Source organism: Pseudomonas cichorii (assembly GCF_015471405.1).
Taxonomy (GTDB): domain Bacteria; phylum Pseudomonadota; class Gammaproteobacteria; order Pseudomonadales; family Pseudomonadaceae; genus Aquipseudomonas; species Aquipseudomonas serbiensis.
Genome location: NZ_BLVZ01000010.1, coordinates 115,137 through 134,800 on the forward strand (window position 1 = coordinate 115,137; position 19,664 = coordinate 134,800).

16 protein-coding genes are annotated in these 19,664 nt (G+C 58.6%); 8 read left to right on the top strand and 8 right to left on the bottom strand.

The window, feature by feature from the left end; translation table 11 throughout:
- Positions 1-54 precede the first annotated feature (54 nt).
- From JL015_RS17105 to JL015_RS17125, 5 genes are all read left to right on the top strand, one after another.
- A complete protein-coding gene (locus JL015_RS17105; RefSeq protein WP_201019300.1) occupies positions 55-861 on the top strand; it encodes an alkaline phosphatase family protein in 807 nt (268 codons plus the stop codon).
- The gene (locus tag JL015_RS17110; protein ID WP_200999806.1) at positions 840-1,700 is read left to right on the top strand and encodes an ABC transporter permease; all 861 of its coding nucleotides are present in this window, start codon (positions 840-842) and stop codon (positions 1,698-1,700) included. Before JL015_RS17105 ends, JL015_RS17110 begins: the two co-directional genes overlap by 22 nt.
- On the top strand, positions 1,687-2,484 hold the full coding sequence (locus JL015_RS17115; RefSeq protein WP_201019301.1) for an ABC transporter permease: 798 nt from the start codon (positions 1,687-1,689) through the stop codon (positions 2,482-2,484). The genes JL015_RS17110 and JL015_RS17115 overlap by 14 nt, the downstream gene beginning before the upstream one ends.
- A 1-nt stretch (position 2,485) precedes the next feature.
- Positions 2,486-3,475, top strand: a complete 990-nt coding sequence (locus JL015_RS17120; protein WP_201019302.1) for an ABC transporter ATP-binding protein — start codon at positions 2,486-2,488, stop codon at positions 3,473-3,475.
- A gap of 139 nt (positions 3,476-3,614) precedes the next feature.
- On the top strand, positions 3,615-4,268 hold the full coding sequence (locus JL015_RS17125; protein ID WP_201019303.1) for an HAD family hydrolase: 654 nt from the start codon (positions 3,615-3,617) through the stop codon (positions 4,266-4,268).
- A 105-nt stretch (positions 4,269-4,373) separates the two neighbouring features.
- On the opposite strand, the gene JL015_RS17130 is transcribed toward JL015_RS17125, so the two are convergent.
- A complete protein-coding gene (locus tag JL015_RS17130) occupies positions 4,374-5,336 on the bottom strand; it encodes an NAD(P)H-quinone oxidoreductase (protein ID WP_201019304.1) in 963 nt (320 codons plus the stop codon).
- 349 nt (positions 5,337-5,685) lie between these two features.
- Here JL015_RS17130 and JL015_RS17135 point away from each other — a divergent pair, with 349 nt between their 5' ends.
- From JL015_RS17135 to JL015_RS17145, 3 genes are all read left to right on the top strand, one after another.
- Positions 5,686-7,536: a hypothetical protein gene (locus tag JL015_RS17135; RefSeq protein WP_201019305.1), complete on the top strand. Its 1,851-nt coding sequence runs from the start codon at positions 5,686-5,688 to the stop codon at positions 7,534-7,536.
- Positions 7,537-8,002: 466 nt separating this feature from the next.
- Positions 8,003-10,084 (top strand): carboxy terminal-processing peptidase, encoded by a 2,082-nt coding sequence (locus JL015_RS17140; protein WP_201019306.1) that lies wholly within the window; start codon positions 8,003-8,005, stop codon positions 10,082-10,084.
- Between the two features lie 117 nt (positions 10,085-10,201).
- The gene (locus JL015_RS17145) at positions 10,202-11,974 is read left to right on the top strand and encodes a bifunctional diguanylate cyclase/phosphodiesterase (protein ID WP_201019307.1); all 1,773 of its coding nucleotides are present in this window, start codon (positions 10,202-10,204) and stop codon (positions 11,972-11,974) included.
- Positions 11,975-11,998: 24 nt separating this feature from the next.
- Here the strand turns inward: JL015_RS17145 and JL015_RS17150 are convergent, their stop codons facing one another.
- The 7 genes from JL015_RS17150 to JL015_RS17180 all read right to left on the bottom strand — a co-directional run bounded on the left by JL015_RS17150 (position 11,999) and on the right by JL015_RS17180 (position 19,612).
- Positions 11,999-12,364 carry a hypothetical protein gene (locus JL015_RS17150; protein ID WP_201019308.1) on the bottom strand — a complete coding sequence of 122 codons (366 nt, stop codon included), beginning with the start codon at positions 12,362-12,364 and terminating at the stop codon, positions 11,999-12,001.
- Entirely contained in the window at positions 12,361-12,702 is a 342-nt protein-coding gene (locus JL015_RS17155) for a helix-turn-helix domain-containing protein (RefSeq protein WP_201019309.1), read from the bottom strand. The genes JL015_RS17150 and JL015_RS17155 overlap by 4 nt, the downstream gene beginning before the upstream one ends.
- A 103-nt stretch (positions 12,703-12,805) precedes the next feature.
- Positions 12,806-13,258, bottom strand: a complete 453-nt coding sequence (locus tag JL015_RS17160; protein ID WP_200999816.1) for a YkvA family protein — start codon at positions 13,256-13,258, stop codon at positions 12,806-12,808.
- A gap of 357 nt (positions 13,259-13,615) precedes the next feature.
- The gene (locus JL015_RS17165) at positions 13,616-14,362 is read right to left on the bottom strand and encodes an FKBP-type peptidyl-prolyl cis-trans isomerase (RefSeq protein ID WP_201019310.1); all 747 of its coding nucleotides are present in this window, start codon (positions 14,360-14,362) and stop codon (positions 13,616-13,618) included.
- 159 nt (positions 14,363-14,521) lie between these two features.
- Positions 14,522-15,922: a DUF4329 domain-containing protein gene (locus JL015_RS17170; protein WP_201019311.1), complete on the bottom strand. Its 1,401-nt coding sequence runs from the start codon at positions 15,920-15,922 to the stop codon at positions 14,522-14,524.
- Positions 15,923-16,033: 111 nt separating this feature from the next.
- Complete coding sequence (locus tag JL015_RS17175; protein ID WP_201019312.1) at positions 16,034-17,272, bottom strand: dipeptidase; 1,239 nt, start codon at positions 17,270-17,272, stop codon at positions 16,034-16,036.
- 3 nt (positions 17,273-17,275) lie between these two features.
- Positions 17,276-19,612 carry a TonB-dependent receptor gene (locus JL015_RS17180; RefSeq protein WP_201019313.1) on the bottom strand — a complete coding sequence of 779 codons (2,337 nt, stop codon included), beginning with the start codon at positions 19,610-19,612 and terminating at the stop codon, positions 17,276-17,278.
- Between the last annotated feature and the right edge of the window lie 52 nt (positions 19,613-19,664).

The window sequence follows — 19,664 nt, forward strand, 5'->3', positions numbered from 1 at the left end:
GCTCGCCCTTACCTGTAACGCCCTTGTATCGATTGCAGTTGGAGCGACCCGCTCATGAAACACAATGTCATCCTCATCGTGCTCGATGGCCTCAACTACGAAGTGGCAAGGCATGCGATGGGTCATCTCCAGGCTTACAGCAGTGCAGGACGGGCCGTGCTGTACAAGCTTGAATCCGAGTTGCCGGCGCTGTCGCGCCCTTTGTACGAATGCATTCTGACCGGGGTCACCCCCCTGGAAAGCGGCATTGTGCACAACCAGGTTTCACGCCTGTCCAACCAGCGCAGCATGTTCCACTACGCCACCGATGCCGGGCTCACCACGGCAGCGGCGGCCTATCACTGGGTCAGCGAACTGTATAATCGCACGCCCTTCGACGCCGCCCGCGACCGTCACACCGACGATCCGGCGCTGCCGATCCAGCACGGGCACTTTTACTACGCCGACCATTACCCCGATTCGCACCTGTTTGCCGACGCCGAAAGCCTGCGAGTCAGGCACGCACCGAATCTGCTGTTGATCCACCCCATGAATATCGACGACGCCGGGCACAAGCACGGCCTCGACAGCCCCCAATACCGTAACAGCGCACGCAGCGCCGACATCCTGATTGCCGATTACCTGCAACGCTGGCTCGATGCCGGTTATCAGGTACTGGTCACCGCCGATCACGGCATGAACAACGATCGATCACATAACGGGCTACTCCCCGAAGAACGTGAAGTACCGCTGTTCGTGCTGGGCGATGCATTCAGCCTCGATGCCCAGGCAGCCCCCAGACAAACCGAGCTATGCGGCACTGTCTGCGAACTGCTCGGCGTGCCCCACGACAAACCGGTATGCCGGGAGATCCTCAATTGACTACCAACAATCGTGGTAAATGGCTCGGGCTGCTATGCCTGCTGCCGTTTGCCCTGTTCTTCATCGTGTTTCAAATTGCGCCGCTGGCCTGGGTTGCGATCAACAGCCTGCACTCCGAAACAGGCTGGGGGTTTGACAACTTCGCCAAGGCATTCAATTCCCGCTTCTATCGCCAGGCCATTCAGTTCAGCCTGGAAATCAGTTTCTGGTCCAGCCTGTTCGGCATCGTGATCGCGGTACTGGGCAGCCACTCGCTGCGCAACGTGGATTCGCGGCTACGGGATTTCGTCAACTCCTTCGCCAACATGACCAGCAACTTCTCTGGTGTGCCGCTGGCCTTTGCATTCATCATCCTGCTGGGCTTCAACGGGGCCGTGACGTTGATGCTCAAGAAGGCCGGGATCATTGAAGACTTCAACCTGTATTCCAAGACTGGCCTGATCATTCTCTACACCTATTTCCAGATCCCGCTGGGCGTATTGCTGCTTTACCCGGCCTTCGATGCCTTGCGCGAAGACTGGCGCGAGTCCTCGGCCTTGCTCGGTGCCAGCAGCTTCCAGTACTGGCGCCATATCGGCCTGCCGGTCCTGGCACCTGCGCTGCTGGGGACCTTCGTGATTCTGCTGGCCAATGCCTTGGGGGCTTATGCCACCGTTTACGCCTTGACCACCGGCAACTTCAACGTGCTGCCCATCCGCATCGCAGCCATGGTTTCCGGGGATATCAGCCTTGATCCGAACATGGCCAGTGCCCTGGCAATGATTCTGGTCGGCCTGATGACGCTGGTCACTGTCGTTCATCAATGGTTGCTGAAGAGGAGCTACCATGTCTCGCGCTGAAAGAGGTCCCGCCGGGATCTACCACCGCTTCGTGGTGTATGTCCTGTTCCTGATCCTGTTGCTGCCACTGGCTGGCACGCTGCTGTATTCACTGTCCACCAGTTGGTCGGCGAGCATTCTGCCCAGCGGCCTGACCTTCAAGTGGTACATCGCACTGTGGAGCGACCCGCGCTTTCTCACTGCGTTCGGTCAGTCGCTGCTGGTCTGTGTGGGCGCCCTGATTCTGTCCGTGGTGTTGATCCTGCCACTGCTGTTCGTGGTGCATTACCACTTCCCACGCCTCGATGCGCTGATGAACATCCTGATCCTGTTGCCTTTCGCAGTACCGCCCGTGGCCTCGTCCGTGGGCTTGCTGCAACTCTATGGCTCCGGGCCGTTTGCCATGGTCGGCACGCCCTGGATTCTGATTGGCTGCTACTTCACCGTCGCACTGCCGTTCATGTATCGGGCCATCAGCAACAACCTGCAGGCGATCAACCTCACCGACCTGATGGACGCCGCCCAACTGCTGGGCGCCAATACCTGGCAGGCGGCTTTCATGGTGGTGCTGCCCAACCTGCGCAAAGGCTTGCTGGTGGCGTTGCTGCTGTCGTTCTCCTTCCTGTTCGGCGAGTTCGTGTTCGCCAACCTGCTGGTCGGGACCCGCTATGAAACCCTGCAGGTGTACCTCAACAACATGCGCAACAGCAGCGGGCACTTCAACAGTGCGCTGGTGATCTCTTATTTCCTCTTCGTGCTGGTGCTGACCTGGGCCGCCAACCGACTGAACAAGGACAAAGACTGATATGAGTTTTGTCAGTATCGAAAACCTGCAGAAAAGCTACGCAAGCACAGCGGTGTTCAGCGACATCAACTGCACGATCGAACGCGGTGAATTCGTGACCCTGCTCGGCCCGTCGGGCTGCGGCAAGTCAACGTTGCTGCGCTGCATCGCCGGGCTGACGTCAGTGAACAGCGGTAGCATCCTGCTCGATGGTCAGGACCTGGTGCCGCTTACTCCGCAAAAGCGCAATATCGGCATGGTGTTCCAGAGCTATGCGCTGTTTCCCAACATGACTGTGGAGCAGAACGTAGCGTTCGGCCTGCGCATCCAGAAGGTCAACGCCGACGACACTCACAAGCGGGTCGCCGAAGTGCTGAAGCTGGTCGAGCTGACCGACCTGGCCAGCCGTTACCCGCACCAGATGTCCGGCGGCCAGTGCCAGCGCGTCGCTCTGGCCCGCTCGCTGGTCACTCGCCCTCGCCTGCTGCTGCTCGACGAGCCGCTGTCGGCGCTGGATGCACGGATTCGCAAACATCTGCGCGAACAGATACGCGCCATCCAGCGCGAACTGGGCCTGACCACGATCTTCGTCACCCACGACCAGGAAGAAGCGCTGACCATGTCAGACCGCATTTTCCTGATGAACCAGGGTCGAATCGTCCAGAGCGGCGATGCCGAAACCCTCTACACCGCGCCGGCAGACGTCTTTGCAGCGGGCTTCATCGGCAACTACAACCTGCTGGAACCCGATGACGCCTCCCGCCTGATGCAACGCCCGATCAACAGCCGCGTCGCGATCCGCCCCGAAGCCATCCAGCTCAGCGTGACCGGCGCACTGGAAGGCGAAGTTCTCAGTCACAGCCTGCTGGGTAACGTGATCCGCTATCGTGTCCAGGCACGAGACGTGGAACTGGTGGTCGACGTACTCAACCGCAGCGCAGAAGATCTACACCCCGATGGGCGACGAGTGAGCCTCAAGATAGAACTTTCGGCGTTATGTGAGGTGGGTTAGGGGCAGCGGCAAGTTGTAAGCCGCAAGCGGCAAGCTCAAGCAGTTTTGCGTGCTCTTCACTTGCAGCTTGAAGCTTGTAACTTGAAGCTGCCGCGCCCACGCCCTACCCACTACCGAACAACAATCCAAGGAGGCACGCATGCCTTTAGCAATTTTCGATCTGGACGAAACCCTGATCGGTGGCGACTGCGCCAGCTTGTGGAGCGAGCAGATGGGCCGCCTGGGCTGGGTCGATCCCGAGTCGTTCATGCAACGCAACAATGAACTGATGGCCGCCTATAGCGCGGGCAAACTGGCCATGGAAGATTACATGGCGTTCAGCCTGGAACCCATGGCTGGCCGTACACCAGAGGAAGTCGATCATCTGGTCGGCCCCTGGGTGGAAGACATCATTGAACCCATCATCTACAGCGACGCCTGCAAATGCATCGCGCAGCATCGGGCCAAAGGCGACCGCATTCTGGTGATCTCTGCGTCTGGCGTACACCTGGTCAAACCCATTGCCGAGCGTCTGGGCATCGATGAAGTACTGGGGATCGATCTGGATGTGCAGAACGGTGTCTACAGCGGTGCAACAGTCGGCGTGCTGACCTACCGCGAAGGCAAGATCACCCGCCTGATGGACTGGCTGGACGCCGAAGGTGAAAACCTCGAAGGTGCCAGCTTCTACTCCGACTCCCGCAATGACCTGCCGCTGCTGCTCAAGGTTGACTATCCCCATGTGGTCAACCCGGATGCCGTGTTACGCGAGCATGCCGAAAAGGCTGGCTGGCCGGTGCATGCCTGGACGTAATTCAACATCATGAATTAAAACGCATTTCCGTAGGAGCGAATCGGGCGGCGCTCCGCTCATTCGCGAAGGCCCTTCGCGAATGAATTCGCTCCTACGGAAATGGCGCTAAACGAGGCTCTCGTCGATCACCAGCACAATCTTGCCCGACACCTGGTTGGTCGCCAGCTCAGCAAATGCGGCTTCGGCGTCCTTGATCGGGAAGGCCCTGGCCAGTTGCGGCTTGAGGCGTCCTTCAGTGAATAGCGGCCAGACGTGCTGGCCCAGGTCACTGAGCAGGTCCGCCTTGAACTGCTCGTCACGGCTGCGCAAGGTCGAACCGAGCAACTGGATACGCTTGCCCAATACTTGAGCCAGGTCCAGTTGAGCCTCGCGCCCACCCATCAAGCCAATCAGCACCCAGCGACCATCGAGCCCCAGCAGCTTGACGTTCAGGGCCGCGTAATTGGCGCCGACCGGGTCGAGGATTACATCGAAGGGGGCGAAGTCACTCAGGCTTTCCAGACTGTCGCTGCGCACGACACCACCCTGGGCACCCAGTTCGACACAATACGCCAGACGCTCGGTGGAGCCGACGCTGACCCATACCGGGCTGCCAAACGCCTTGCAGAGCTGAATGCCAGCAGAACCGACGCCACTTGCTCCGGCGTGCAGCAAGACTTTTTCACCAGGCTTCAGGCCTGCCAGTTGAAACAGATTCAGCCATGCCGTGGCATAGACTTCCGGGATCGCGGCGGCTTCATGCAGCGACAGCCCCTCGGGCACGGGCAGCACATGACGCGCGTCGACCACCACCTCTTCAGCCATGGCACCGCCCGCCAACAACGCGCAGACGCGGTCTCCGACCTGCCAGGAAGTGCCCGGCCCGACTTCGTCGATCACACCCGAGCACTCAAGCCCCAGAACCGAGCTAACGCCTGGCGGTGGCGGATACAGCCCGGCACGCTGCAACAAATCGGCCCGATTCAGGCCCGCAGCGGCCACTTTGATACGAACCTGCCCCACATCAAGAGCCGGACTTGGCTCTTCGACCCATTCCACATGTCCTTCAACGCCTTGTAATGCCTTCACAGTGCCTCCGTCGTGAGTCAGAACTGAGCCCAAGGCAGCCACCCCGGGCTTTTGCATTATGCGACCGTGTCCACGAACGGGCGACCTTTAATCTGCCCGACTGTCCGGCACTGTCATTTCTGACAGTGACATGCAGATTCATCGGTTAAATACTCCCCCGACACTGTCGCATCGCAGGACTCCGGAAAGGATTTTGGAGGATTCAAGCCATGGCCAGCACTCATCTGAAACACACGACGTTCGATTGCATCGCCACGGCCTGCTCCCATCTCCAGCCCGCTACTCAATCGGCGGGTATCGCTGCGGTGTACCCACCTTCAAGGAAGTCATGACATAGCAGGAGCCATTCATGAATACATCCTTTACCTCACTCAGCCAACAACCCGGGCAATTGCCCGCTCTGCAGATCCCGTCAATCGACCTCGGCGGAAACGATGGGTTGGGTTGGGTCCAACTCAAGGATCCGCAAAAAGGCGTAGCGCTGTTTGCGTTCACGCCAGTCGGTACGGCCAAAGGCGACCTCATCGAATTGTGGTGGAACGGCAAGGTCATCCAGAGCCTGCTCGCAAACCCTGATCGGGCCTCCATCGACTTTTCGGCGCTGCCTCAGGACATTCCCGATGAGCCGGAAGTTTGCGAGGTGTTCTACCGGATCACGCCCGCTGCGGGCGGTACACCCGGGGATTCTCCGGTGCGCCAGGTACGGGCCAAACGCAGCGTGCCCGGTGGCCTTGATACGGATAACCACACGCCCTACATCAATGACACTCTGGCACCTGTAGAAAACCTGCCCTCGAATATCGAGGTGCCAACCGACCGGCCACTGACCGTCGCTGCCTGGGACAACATGCAGGAAGGCGACGTCCTCCGCCTGTTCTGGGCGAGCAACGAATTCTTCGTCGAGAACCCACCGCTGCCTGCGGACCAGGCGGGCAAACCGCAAACCATCATCGTGAGCGTCGCGTTACAGGCGGCTGCTGGCAACAGTGACAATCTGACGGTCTATTACGAGATCCGCGACCGGGTAAGCAACTGGTCGGGCTATTCGCTCGCCGCGTTCACCGCTGTCGATATTCTAGTAACACCCGCTCCGACGGTGAGCGAAGCGCCGGATGGGGTGCTGGACCCACTCCAGGCCGTGGCAGGTGCAACCCTCGTGGTGGCTTACCCTGGCATGCTTGAAACCGATAGTATCCGCGTACGCTGGGACGGCAACGAGGATGCTACCAACCCTGTTTCCCTGTCCGGCAACCAGGCCAAGAGTGTCGAGTTTACTGTTACGCCCTCAGCCATTACCTCCGCTTTGGGTAGAACAGTGGAGGTCACCTATGTCGTGACCCGTGGCACGAACGAGCTGGAATCGGATCCGCTGTCTCTGACGGTACAGGCACTACCCGGCTCGTCTCTGCCGACACCGAAAATCACACAAGCCACGTACCCGGGCAAGTTACTGTACATCAACCCGTTAAACGGTGATGCCGACCTGACCGTCGAGGCCTGGCCCCTCATCGCAACAGGTCAGCGTGTCTGGCTGCGTTTTGAAGGCACCGCCCGCGATGGCTCGGCCTGTAAGTGGGATCACCCGGTCTGGCAGGACTTCGCGATCACCAGCGATACGGCCCAAAGCACCCAAGTAGCCTTGAGTGAACTGCAAAAACTCAAGCACCACACCTACATGCGATTGATCATGGAAGTATCGTTCGATGGAGGGCTGACCCGGACGCCGTTTCCAGTCGAAAACCTGACCATTGTCCATTACTACCCGGTAAGCGGTTTTGAAAACTGGGAAAGTTTCCCCACCCAGCACTTAGCGATCAATAAAACAGTGCACTGCTCGGATGACATGACTCTTTTCATCCATATAAGGTCACTTTCGATTGTAAACGTCAGCACAGTTCATCCAACCCTCGGTAACCGTACCCTGGAGGCCACAGGAGACAACCAGTTCATGCTCAGCTTTTCCGGTTTAATCAAGACCCTGAAGCTGTCTCATGTTGGCGCGGATCCCACCCGGGATCACATCTCCTTTTACGACATTGATGAAAAGACTATCGTTGATGCACCACTACAATCTGGCACCGGGATCGTTTCCCAGGAAATTCACCTGGGCCAGGCGTGCCATTCTTGCAGGGTATATCTGGGCCAGCAGCAAGGCACAGTACTTCTGGATAACCTGAGCTGGACGGCATGGTTCCCTTGAGCCTGCATCCGCCCCTGAACCTCTGACGCAGCATTGCAATTGCAGATGAATTCCGGGGCGGACTGCGACCATAGTCAGGCGGGGCTTTGATGGCATATACCTGACCCGCCTGACCCCGCTTTCAAAGCGTATGGGTTGAGCAAAAGCTGAATGCTGGCTGAATCAACTCTACTTGGCTCCAATGCCCGTCAAGCCCCCAGAGGCTCATGTATTGCATCGTGTGCCGTGACAGGCGCAGCCATCCGGATACGAACGTACTCTGCATTCATCACCGAACCTGATGGCTTCAGGCCTGGGACATATGCTTCAACGCCTTGCAATGCCTTCACACTGCCTCCATAGTGAGTCAAGACTGAGCCCGAAGCTGTTTAGCCGGGCTTTTGCATTGTGCGGCCGGGTCCGAAGGAACCGGCGACCTCAAAGACGGCCTAATATGCGTTATCAATTGTCACCACGTCGAATCAGCATGAAGCACTTACTCCCAAGCACCGCCCTTGCACTGTCTATCGGTCTTAGCCTGTTGCCGATGTCAGCCAGCACTTTTGCCGCCAACAGCTGGGACAATCTTCAGCCGGACCGCGACGAAGTGGTTGCCAGTCTCAACGTGGTTGAGCTGCTCAAGCGACATCACTACAGCAAACCACCGCTGGACGACAAACGCTCGGTCATCATCTATCAGAGCTACCTGAAGCTTCTGGACCCGTCTCGCAGCTATTTCACAGCCAGCGATATCACTGAGTTCGACAAGTGGCAGACCCAGTTCGACGACTTCCTCAAGAGCGGCGACCTGAACCCTGGCTTCATCATCTACAAACGTTATCTGGATCGCGTCAAGGCGCGTATGGATTTCGTTCTGGCAGAGTTGAACAAAGGCGTCGACAAGCTCGACTTCAATGCCAAGGAAACCCTGCTGGTCGACCGCAAGGACGCCGCATGGCCCAAGAATGAAGCCGAACTGGACGAACTGTGGCGCAAGCGCGTCAAGGATGAAGTCCTGCGTCTGAAGATCGCCGGCAAGGATCCTTCGAAGATCCAGGAAACCCTGACCAAGCGTTACAAGAATCAACTTGCGCGTCTGGGCCAGACCCGCGCCGAGGACATCTTCCAGGCGTACATCAACACCTTCGCCATGTCCTACGATCCGCACACCAACTACCTGTCTCCTGACAGCGCGGAAAACTTCGACATCAACATGAGCCTGTCGCTGGAAGGCATCGGCGCTGTGTTGCAGAGCGACAACGACAACGTGAAGATCGTGCGTCTGGTGCCGGCAGGCCCGGCAGCCAAGACCAAGCAGGTCGCTCCGGCCGACAAGATCGTCGGTGTTGCCCAGGGCGACAAGGAAATGGTCGATGTCATCGGCTGGCGCCTGGACGAAGTGGTCAAACTGATTCGCGGGCCTAAAGGCTCGGTCGTACGCCTGGAAGTCATTCCTGCCAGCAACGCGCCGAACGACCAGACCAGCAAAATCGTGTCCATCACTCGTGAAGCGGTCAAGCTCGAAGAACAGGCGGCGAAAAAGTCGATCCTGCACCTGAATCAGGATGGCAAGGATTACAAGCTCGGCGTCATCGAGATCCCGGCCTTCTATCTGGACTTCAAGGCCTATCGTGCCGGCGACCCGCAGTACAAGAGCACCACCCGCGACGTCAAGAAGCTGCTGACCGAACTCAAGGCAGAGAATGTCGATGGCGTCGTGCTGGACTTGCGTAACAACGGCGGCGGCTCCCTGCAGGAAGCCACCGAACTGACCAGCCTGTTCATCGAACAGGGCCCGACGGTTCTGGTGCGCAATGCCGACGGCAAGGTCGATGTACTCGAAGACGAAGCCAAAGGCGCCTTCTACAAAGGCCCGATGGCACTGCTGGTGAACCGTCTGTCAGCGTCGGCCTCGGAGATTTTCGCAGGCGCCATGCAGGACTATCACCGCGCGCTGGTGATTGGCGGCCAGACCTTCGGTAAAGGCACCGTACAAACCATTCAGCCGCTCAACCACGGCGAGCTGAAACTGACACTGGCCAAGTTCTACCGGGTATCCGGCCAGAGCACCCAGCATCAGGGTGTAGTACCGGACATCACTTACCCGTCGCTGATCGACACCAAGGAAATCGGTGAGAGTGCCCTGCCCGAGGCCATGCCATGGGACAGCATCAAACCGGCGATCAAGCCTGCAATCGATCCGTTCAAGCCATTCCTGGCGCAGTTGCAGTCGCGACATGAAGCCCGCACGGCCAAGAACGCCGAGTTTGTCTTCATCGAAGACCGCCTTGCACTGGCCAAGAAGCTGATGAGCGAAAAAACCGTCAGCCTCAATGAAGTGGATCGTCGTGCCGAACACAGCGCGATCGAAAGCAAGCAACTGGCCCTTGAAAACACTCGCCGCAAAGCCAAGGGCGAAGAGCCGCTCAAGGAACTGAAAAAAGAGGACGAGGATGCCCTGCCAGTAGAGAACGAGAAGACTAAACCCGAGGATGATGCCTACCTGGCAGAAACCGGGCGCATTCTGATCGACTATCTGGGGCTGAGCGCTTCGGTAGCAAAGAAGTGACGGTTACTCATTAATGGCAAATTAATGGCATATGTCATTAAACAGTCATTGATCTGTAGTGTAATAAGGGGCTGAGCGTAAGCGCGTTCAGCCCCTTTTTTATATCCAGAGACCGCCATGACGATGAATGAGCAGTTGAGTGCACTGAGTTCTATTCTGGCTCGTAGTGATTTGCACAGCCTGTTCCAGCCCATCGTCTCACTCTCGGGGCGCAGTATTCTGGGGTATGAAGCCCTGAGCCGCGGCCCGTCAAACAGCAAGTTGCACTCCCCCATCAACCTGTTTTCCGTAGCGCGCCAGGCCGGTCGACTCAGCGAACTGGAACTGATGTGCCGCGACGGAGCCTGTCGTCGGTTCAGCCAGCAAAAACTGCCGGGCAAGCTGTTTCTCAATGTCTCTCCCGAATCCCTGCTGGAAATTTCCCACCCACCGGGCCGCACCCTTGAAATGCTGCAACGCTACGGCATCGCCCCGAAAGATGTGGTGATAGAACTGACCGAGCAGATGCCCACGGATGATTTCGAGCTGCTGTACAACGCGCTGCACCATTATCGCGATATGGGTTTTTCCATCGCACTGGATGACCTGGGTGCCGGTTACTCCAGCCTGCGGCTTTGGTCGGAACTACGCCCCGATTACGTGAAAATCGACCGGCACTTCATCGACGGTATTCATCAGGATGCGGTCAAGCGTGAGTTCGTCGGCTCCATGCTGCAAATGGCCAAGGCATCACGGGCCACCGTAATCGCCGAAGGCATTGAATTGCCGGAAGAGCTCGCCGCACTGACCGATATGGGCGTGGACCTGGTACAAGGCTATCTCCTGGCCCGCCCGCAAGAACGCCCGCCACGCGACATTCGCGTCATGCTGCCCAAGACCGAGGTGGCGACTACGTCCCTGAACGAAGAAGCCTCGGACCTGAGCGCCCTGCTCAACCCGCAACCCTCGGTAAACCAGGAAACCCCGACCGCCGACGTGCTGGAGGCCTTCCGCAAACAGGCCAACCTCAACTCACTGGCCGTTCTGGACGAAAACTTCCGGCCCTGCGGCATCGTGCATCGCCACTCATTGTCCGAAGTGTTGCTCAAGCCATTCGGGACCGAGCTGTTTGCCCGCAAGCCCATCAGCCGCTTGATGAGCGATGACTTTCTGGCCGTGGAAGTGAATCAATCCCTCCAACAGGTCAGCCGTCTGCTGACCAGCCGGGCACGCCAGCGCATTGAAGAAGACTTCATCATCACCAGCAACGGCACCTACATCGGGTTGGGCCGGGTGATTGATGTCCTGAAGCTGATTACCGAGCTGAAGATCCAGCAAGCACGCTACGCGAACCCGTTGACCCTGCTGCCGGGCAATGTGCCAATCCAGCAATGCCTGACGCGCCTGTTGCAGCAAGGGCGCGCATCGATGATCTGCTATGTCGATATCGACAGTTTCAAGCCCTTCAACGATATCTACGGCTACGCCCGTGGCGACGAAGTCTTGCTTTGCCTCGCGCAGTGCCTGAATGACCGCATCGACCCGAGCCGGGACTTTGTCGGCCATATTGGCGGTGATGATTTCCTGATGGTGCTGGGTTTCGAGGACTGGGAAAAGCGCTTGCAGGCTCTGCTCGATGATTTCCAGAACCAGTGCCGGCGCTTTTACAGAGCGGAACACCTGCAATCGGGTTGCTTCATTGCCCTGAACCGCCAAGGTCAGCGTCAGGAGTTTCCACTGCTGTCGCTATCGATCGGTGTGGTGCATCTGCGCGAAGAAAGCTGCTCGCAAGTGAACGCCAGTCAGTTGGCCGACCTGGCCTCGCAGGCCAAGCACTTCGCCAAGGATGTCGCGGGTGCCAGCGTGCATGTGATCGATTCGTTGCGGCTGGACTTGCTGTCCAACGCCTGAATCGATTCGCGAATGAATTGGCTCCTAAAGCGGTTCAGGGTAGGAAAACTCGAACACTCGCACCACTTCCGAGGCATGCCAGGCGGCAGCGGCGACGCCATCGGAGGGTCCGGAGAACCTGCCCAGCCGTTCTACACACTCGAAGAAGCCGGGACGCGGCAAACGACTCGCGCCCTGACTGATGACCAGCGAGCTGCGCAGTGGCTGTTCGGCACGTACGTCCAGAGCAGCCAGGTGCTCAAGGGCTGCGGTGAGGGTCTGCATGGCCGGGCTGGGCAATTGCAGGCGCTCCAGCAAGGCCCGATAGGTCACCAGATGACGCTGGCGGCGCGCATGTTCCAGTTCATTCAACAGCCCATCCCAATGCTGACGACTGATGCGCACACTCATGGCTGGCTTCTCCAGCCTGGAAGCCCCAGTTCCCATGCCAGGCTGCGCTTGATGGCAGCATCGGGTTCACGGGTTCCATTCTCGATCAGTTCCAGATAAGACGGGCTGATGCCTACGGAGCGCGCCAGGCTTGCGACTTCAAGCCCCTTGGCCTCGCGCAGGGAACCCAACTGATCAAAACCCGGGTAGTCGGCGCTTGAGGCTTGGCCAGATGCCTGGACAGGCTCAGGACGTGTCTTGCCCGCAAGGCCCGCTGCATTCAGGAGTGCCTGATATTGAGCCCACGGCAGGACTGCATATTCCGGCTCTCCATCACGAGAAATCACTTGAAGATCCATACGCTTCCCCCTGTAGGACAAAAACACATTTTGTATAGGCTTGCTCCATACGCGGCCATATTAACAGCGGATTAACCCAGCTTGTGTAACAGCGCTGAAACGTTCAACGTTTACCGCCTTCACGTTCCAGCAGTGCCTGGGTTTCAGGCAATCGTTCGACGACGATGAGCTTCTCCGGCGACTGACGCTCGCGCCATGCGCGAAAGGCGTCAAGCTCATCGGTCAGGTTCTTCATGATCCAGGCCAGGACGGCAATGTCATCGAACATTCCCAGACCAGGAATCCAGTCGGGAATCGCATCCAGAGGGCTGAGGAAGTACATCAGACCCGCCACGATGGACAATATGGCCTTGGGATTGATGTCCCGGTACTCACCGCGCCAGTAGGCCAGGCACAAGGACTGCAGCAGGCGCAGGTCTTCCTTGATACGCCCCAGCCGGCTGCCTTCGGTAGCCCCTTTGCGCGCCACGGCAAACAGAAGGCCCGGCAGCCTGCCCGCAGCGAGCAGGCGCCGGGCTCCGGGCAGGTAACGAATGAAGTTCCAAGGTGCTTTCATGTTCACTCCCGTTTAAAAAGGTGGTGTCAGTAAACAAGTACCAGCCTGCTGCTCCGTTCAAAGGTTATCCACATAAGCTGTGGATAACCTTGTGAACAGCGTCTGTTTTCATGCCTGTGCGCCCCGTTCTACGGGGGTCCAGGTTAAATCGGGCATTTTTTACTCACATAAAAAAAGCCCATGAAATCGTTGACTTACATGTTTAGCGCGGCTACCGCAATGCAGTCACAGGACTGTCAGACAATCCTCACCGCCCCCTGATAGTGGGACTGTACGGACAACAAAGCGTTCGGGAAATACGGCAGATACAAAAACGCCCTGTCGAGACAGGGCGTTTTCAGACAACCGGGCGAAGTATTACTTCTTGGCCTTGGCCGGAGCCGGTTCTTCTTCAGCTTCAGGTGCCGCAGCCGGGTCCTTGATGCCGATCAGTTCCAGGTCGAAGACCAGTACCGAGTTGGCAGGGATCATAGGGCTCGGGCTCTGTGCGCCGTAGGCCAGATCGCTAGGGATGAAGAGTTTGACCTTCTCGCCAACGTGCATCAGTTGCAGGCCTTCGACCCAGCCAGGAATCACGCCGCCAACAGGCAGATCGATCGGGCTGCCGCGCTCGACGGAGCTGTCGAACACCTTGCCGTCGGTCAGCTTGCCTTCGTAATGAACGGTTACAACATCAGTCGGCTTTGGCTGAGGGCCATCGGCTTTCTTGACGATTTCATACTGCAGGCCGGAAGCGGTGGTGACCACACCTGGTTTCTTGCCGTTTTCTTCGAGGAATTTCTTGCCGGCTGCCGCCGACTCTTCGCTCAGCTTGGCCATACGCTCTTCGGCACGCTTTTGCAGCGCAGCAAAGGCTTCAACCAGCTCTTCGTCTTTCAGTTTCTGATCTTTCTTGCCGACGGCATCTTCGATACCCAGGGCCACGGCCTTGGAATCCAGATCGTCCATACCTTCCTGAGCCAGGCTTTTGCCCATGTTCAGACCAATACCATACGACGCTTTTTGTGCCGGGGTTTTCAGCTCTACAGTGCTGGCTTGCTTGTCACAACCTGCGAGTACCAGACCGACCAGGGCAATCGCCGCTGCCAACCGATGCTGTTTCATGCTAATTCCTTGTCCATGCGCCAATAGGGCAAACGAGTAAAGCCGCGAGCTTATCAGGCCGCCGCGATCAATGGCTACCGGCATGAGAGGCGCCAATGCTCGATAAGTTCAGGTAAATAAAGGTTTTCTCTGGTTTACGTGGCACCGTTCAGTCGCAGTTCAGTTTTCAGGTCCGGTGGCAGACGGGACAATCACACCCGCTTGCGGCCAGTTCCGACTGCGGCTGATCACTCGCAGCCGCCCCGCCTGCGCCACCATGCGTATGAAATCGGCCGACCTGAGCGTGCCTGCGGCCAGTTGCGCCTGTACCGACTCACTTCCCGAATAAATCCGCGAAACCCGCCTGAGCAACTGATATTCCTCGGCCGAATGACTGGGGGTATAGCCCAGCAACGCTCCATCGGGAGACGAGAAGTAAACCTCGGACATCGCGAAGCCATAGCGCACAGGCACCCATTTCGAGCGACGGGCCGGAATGTAGCGATACTCGAACATGAGATGCAGATCGTCCGGCTGAAAGAAGTTGCGCCCGTCCAGCCGCTCGCCCTCGGCAATCAGGGTATCGGGCGAAAAGTACATGCCGTCGATGCGATATCCCTCAGGCAACGGTGGCCGGTAATAGGCATCGGGATGAAATGCCGAACAGGGCGCGTAGACCATGTTCCCGTCCTCCAGACGCGGCTCCGCCGCCCGGTACACGCCCCGCTGAGGATCGACCAGAAGAAAACCGATGGCCTGGAAATGACCCCGGGCGCCGATACGACCATGCACATAGCGTACGGCGTCATCGGCACTGGAGAATTCCGGGCTCAGGCGCAACGGCTTCGGCGGCCAGACCGTCTCGCAGGTAGCGGGAGCCGGTATCCTGGGACAAGGCTGCCAGTCATTCGCCACCTTGCCGGGTTTACCCCACAACCGGCTGGTGACGACGACCTGCAAATCCCCGGCCTGGGCCAGCAACCGGACCAGATCGCTAGGCATGAGCGTTCGCGCCTGCAAGGCCCTGTGTATTTCGCCGAGCACGTACTGATGAGGCCTGTCCGCAGGGCCGGACACTCGCCTGAACAGGGCTTGTTCAGCATCGGAATGCGACAGGGTGTACTTGATCAATGAGCCGTCCGGCCCGGACAGGTAAGTCACCGAACAAAACTCATGATCGTCGATCACCGCATGGATATCGGCCACGGAAAGGCTGTTCGGGTAGGTGGCCTTTTCACTTTCAGGCCACTCATCGAGGCCGGCAAACAGCGAAGGATGGGAGTGATAGATCGCATAATCGGAATGCCCCGCCGGATAAAGGACATACCCATCCTGCCCGTAACTCGGAAAGACCTCATTGGGATTGAAATCAAAGGTATTGCCGGCCATGGGTTCGGTGGCGACGTACTTGCCATCGTTACGCACAAGGATGAAACCGCCGTATTCCCGATCACGCCTGTTGCCGATGACTTCATGGACATAACGCGCCACATCATCGGGATGATCGAAGGGACCGCTGAGCGCGGGCATGCGCGGATGAGAAGCAACAGAGCGCCTGGCACGCCGTAGTCTGGGTTGCATATGAAAGCTCCTTGATAGCATTGGACTGAATGAGTCCAAAGCGTAAGGAGCTCTCAGGGGAAACATGACATATGCGGATATGACATCCGCGCCTGTCATCTCACCCAGGCGTCACAACCCGGCCTGTTGCGGCTGAGCCGCATCCTGCGCCGCCTGAAGGACCCGCAACAGGTTCTCGCCCCAGATATTGGCCAGGTCCTTTTCTGTGTAACCCGCGCGCAACAGGCGCTCACTGATTTTCGGCAACAGGCTGACATCTTCCAGCCCCACCACACCGCCGCCGCCATCCCAGTCAGCGCCAATGCCAACATGCTCAGGCCCCACCACTTCGAGGATATGCAGCAGGTGTTTCATGAACACTTCAAAATCGGGCTTGGCCGGCCCGTAACGCTTTTTGATCGCGGCGACCTCGCTGTGCAATTCCTTGACCTGATCGGGCGACAAGGCTGCCAGGTTCCGATAACGGGCATAGAGCGGTGCCAGTGCCTTCTGCCGTTCGGGGTCGACCTTCTGGGGTATCAGATAATCGCCGTAACTGTTGACCTGCACCACACCGCCCTTGGCCGCAAGCTGTCGCAGCCTCTCATCGTCGAGGTTGCGCGGATGCGCGTTGACCGCCTTGCTGCTGGTGTGGGAAGCGATGACCGGCGCCTTCGAGGTGGCCAATACCTGATCGAACACCGCGTCCGACGCATGGGAAACATCCAGCAGAATCCCCAGACGATTGGCCGCCGCCACCAGATCTCGTCCCTTGGGGCTCAGGCCGTTCCACTCGGGCAAGGCCGTGGCCGAATCGGCAATCTCATTGGTGCTGAAATGCACCAGGCCCAGCATGCGCAGACCTTGTCGGTAATAGGTCTGGATCAGTTGCGGGTCTGACCCTAGCGGGTCGGCGTTTTCCATGCTGATAAACACCACGCGCTTGCCCTGCGCGGCAATGCGCCGGGCATCGGCGGCCGTCAGGGCCAGCTCGAACTTGTCCGGGGAGCGATTGGCCAGGTCGCGAATCCGCGCCAGCATGGCAAGGCCGTAGTTGCTGGCATAGGCCCGCCCCTCTTCGGTTCTCGGGCCCGGAGCGGTGTAGATCACCCAGAAGCCGCCATCCAGACCACCGTCGATCATGCGTGGCAGATCCACCTGGCTGCCATCTTCACGGTAAGTGTGCCGGGCCAGAATGTCCCAGCCGGGACGCGAAAGCTGCATCGGTGTATCCAGGTGGCTGTCTAGCACCAGCAGCCGATTGTGCAGCGCCAGAGTACTGTCGCGGACTTCATTGTCAGCCCGTGTGGTTTGCGAAGCGATGACCAGCGCCAGATGTGCCAGACAAGACAGAAGACGTTTAAAGGTCATGGCTCAGAACTCCGCACTCAAGGTGGTCTGGAAGGTGCGGGGCGAACCGGGTCGATAAAAGGCTGGCCCGCTGGTGCTGGTCAGGATGTAGCCCAGGTAATCCTTGTCGAACAGGTTGTCGATGTTGAAACGCAGCTTGACGCTCTTGAGCGGCCCGTAGCGCAGGTTGTCTCCGCCAAGATCCAGGTAGGCGTTGTAGAGCGTGTAGCCCGGCACCGACTCGGTATTGGTGAAGTTGCTGTAGCGCGAGCCGATATGGCGGGCTGAAAAGTTCAGCACCGCCCAGGGCTGCAACTCGTAGGTGACGCCCGCTTGCGCCAGCCAGCGAGGACTGTCGGGAATGTCGTTGTCACGCAGGGCAAAACCGGCGGCATCGTCCTTGAAGCGGGCGATGTTGTAGGTCAGGTTGCCGTTGAGCACGACCTTGTTCGACAGAACGGGTGGCTTCCACTGCCCGCTGAGTTCAGTGCCATACGCTTCTGCCTTGCCGACATTCTGGAAGAACGTCTCCACCGTGCTGCTGCCCGCCACCGGCGATGCGAAAGCCTGCAGGCGGTTATCGAACTCGGTGCGATAGAAAGCCCAGGACGCATTGAACGTCGGCCGGTTGAGGCGATAACCCACCTCATAGTTTTTCGAGGTTTCCGCTTCCGGTGCCGGAGCGTTCGGGCTGGCGGAGCGGAAAACGTCATCGGCACCACGCGGCAGCGCCATGTTTTCCGAGTAGGACGCGAACACCTGGGAGTTGGCCGTCACGTCATAGACCAGCCCCACCTGCGGCAGGAAATGATCGTTCCATGAGGTGCTCAGGCGCGGTTGCCGGTTGGCAATGTAATCGCCTGCATTGCGATAGCCTTCGATGCGGTAATCCAGGTCCAGGCGTTTGAAACCGTATTGCAGCCTCAGCCGGTCATCGAGCAGGGTCCAGGTGTCCTTGAGGTGAAACTGCACAGAGTCGCGGGTCGAACTGAAGTCGCCTTGCAGATGCACGGGCTCATTGCGCAGCGGCGTACCTGCCGGGCTTCCGTCCAGCAGGTTGTAACGCGCCTGCAAGCGGTTGAAGACATCCTTTTCAACCCAGACGCCCGTCTCGATGGCATGGTTGCCCACATGCCAGGTCTGGCTGCTGAGCGCGCCATAGCGATGACCGCTGAGCGCGGAGAGCCCGTACTGCACGCCACGCGGCGCAACCAGTCCAGCGACGCTGCCACTCTGCGCGTTATACAGCGCCAATGATGTCGCATAGGCTTCAGGTGAAACACCATAGCCCTTCTTGGCTTCGTAATAGACGCTGGTGCGGCTTTCCAGATCCGGGTTGAGCTGGAAATTGCCGGTCAGGCTGTAGAGCGTATCCCGGCGCTGGTTGATCGCCTGTTTGTAATACTGGTTGTAGCCGGCGTTGCTGTAAGGCACGCCAGCGGCCGTTTCCGGCAAATCAGGGAGCTCACCCAGATAGGCGAAGTCGCGGCCGGATCGACCGAACTCGTCATTGGCGGTGCCGTTGTACTGCGCCAGATTCACATAAGGCGAGTCGTAATCGAAAAAGTCGTTATGCACGGCGCGAAACAGCAGTTCATGCCCTTCACCAAACTCGTACCGGACCTTGCCTTCAAGGTGTTCACGATCGATGGTGCCAGGCCCACGCCATAAATCACCGTCGATTTTCGAGCGGCTGAAATAAGCTGAAAGCCCTTGGTACTCGCCGGTTTCCAGCTTGATGAAACTGCGTCGCAGGCTGTCGCTGCCCAGCGTGTAGGACGTGCTGATCCCGCTTTCGCGAGCTGGGTTGGACGAGACGTAATCGACGTAAGGCCCAAGCGAGGTATAGCCCGGCTGCGAGACGTCGCCCGCGCCGGTGGAAGCGGTCACCCGCTGGGTATTTTCGTTATCGACATAGCGATAGATCGGGCTGCCGCCAAACTGGTCGCTGCGCCCCAGCGGCACGCCGTCGATGGAAAAACCGATCTGCTGAAAGTTGAAGGCCCTTACGAACACCGAGTTGCCGAACTCGTATAAACCCAGCGCATCGTTGACCTGCACGTTGAAGCCCGGCAAGGCTTCGAGCATTTTCAGACCGGAAGTTCCCGCTGGCGCCGACAGCAAGGCCTGATGGGAAATGGACAAGGTATTGCTGATCTGATCGGTGCCGATGGCCTCGTCAGCCTGGGTCACTCGCGCCCCCACCACTTCGACCTTTTCCAGACGGGCATCCTGTGACACCTGAGTACTGGCCTCCCGCGCCAGAGCCGATTCGCTCGCCAACCCGATCATCAGCAAGCCACTCAACCATGACTGCCTTTGCACACTGCCACTCTGTAACGCTGCACGCTGATGAGTCATCGCTCTTCCTTGTCGGCATTTCGCAGGCACGCAAAGCCCCGCCAGGGTTTGA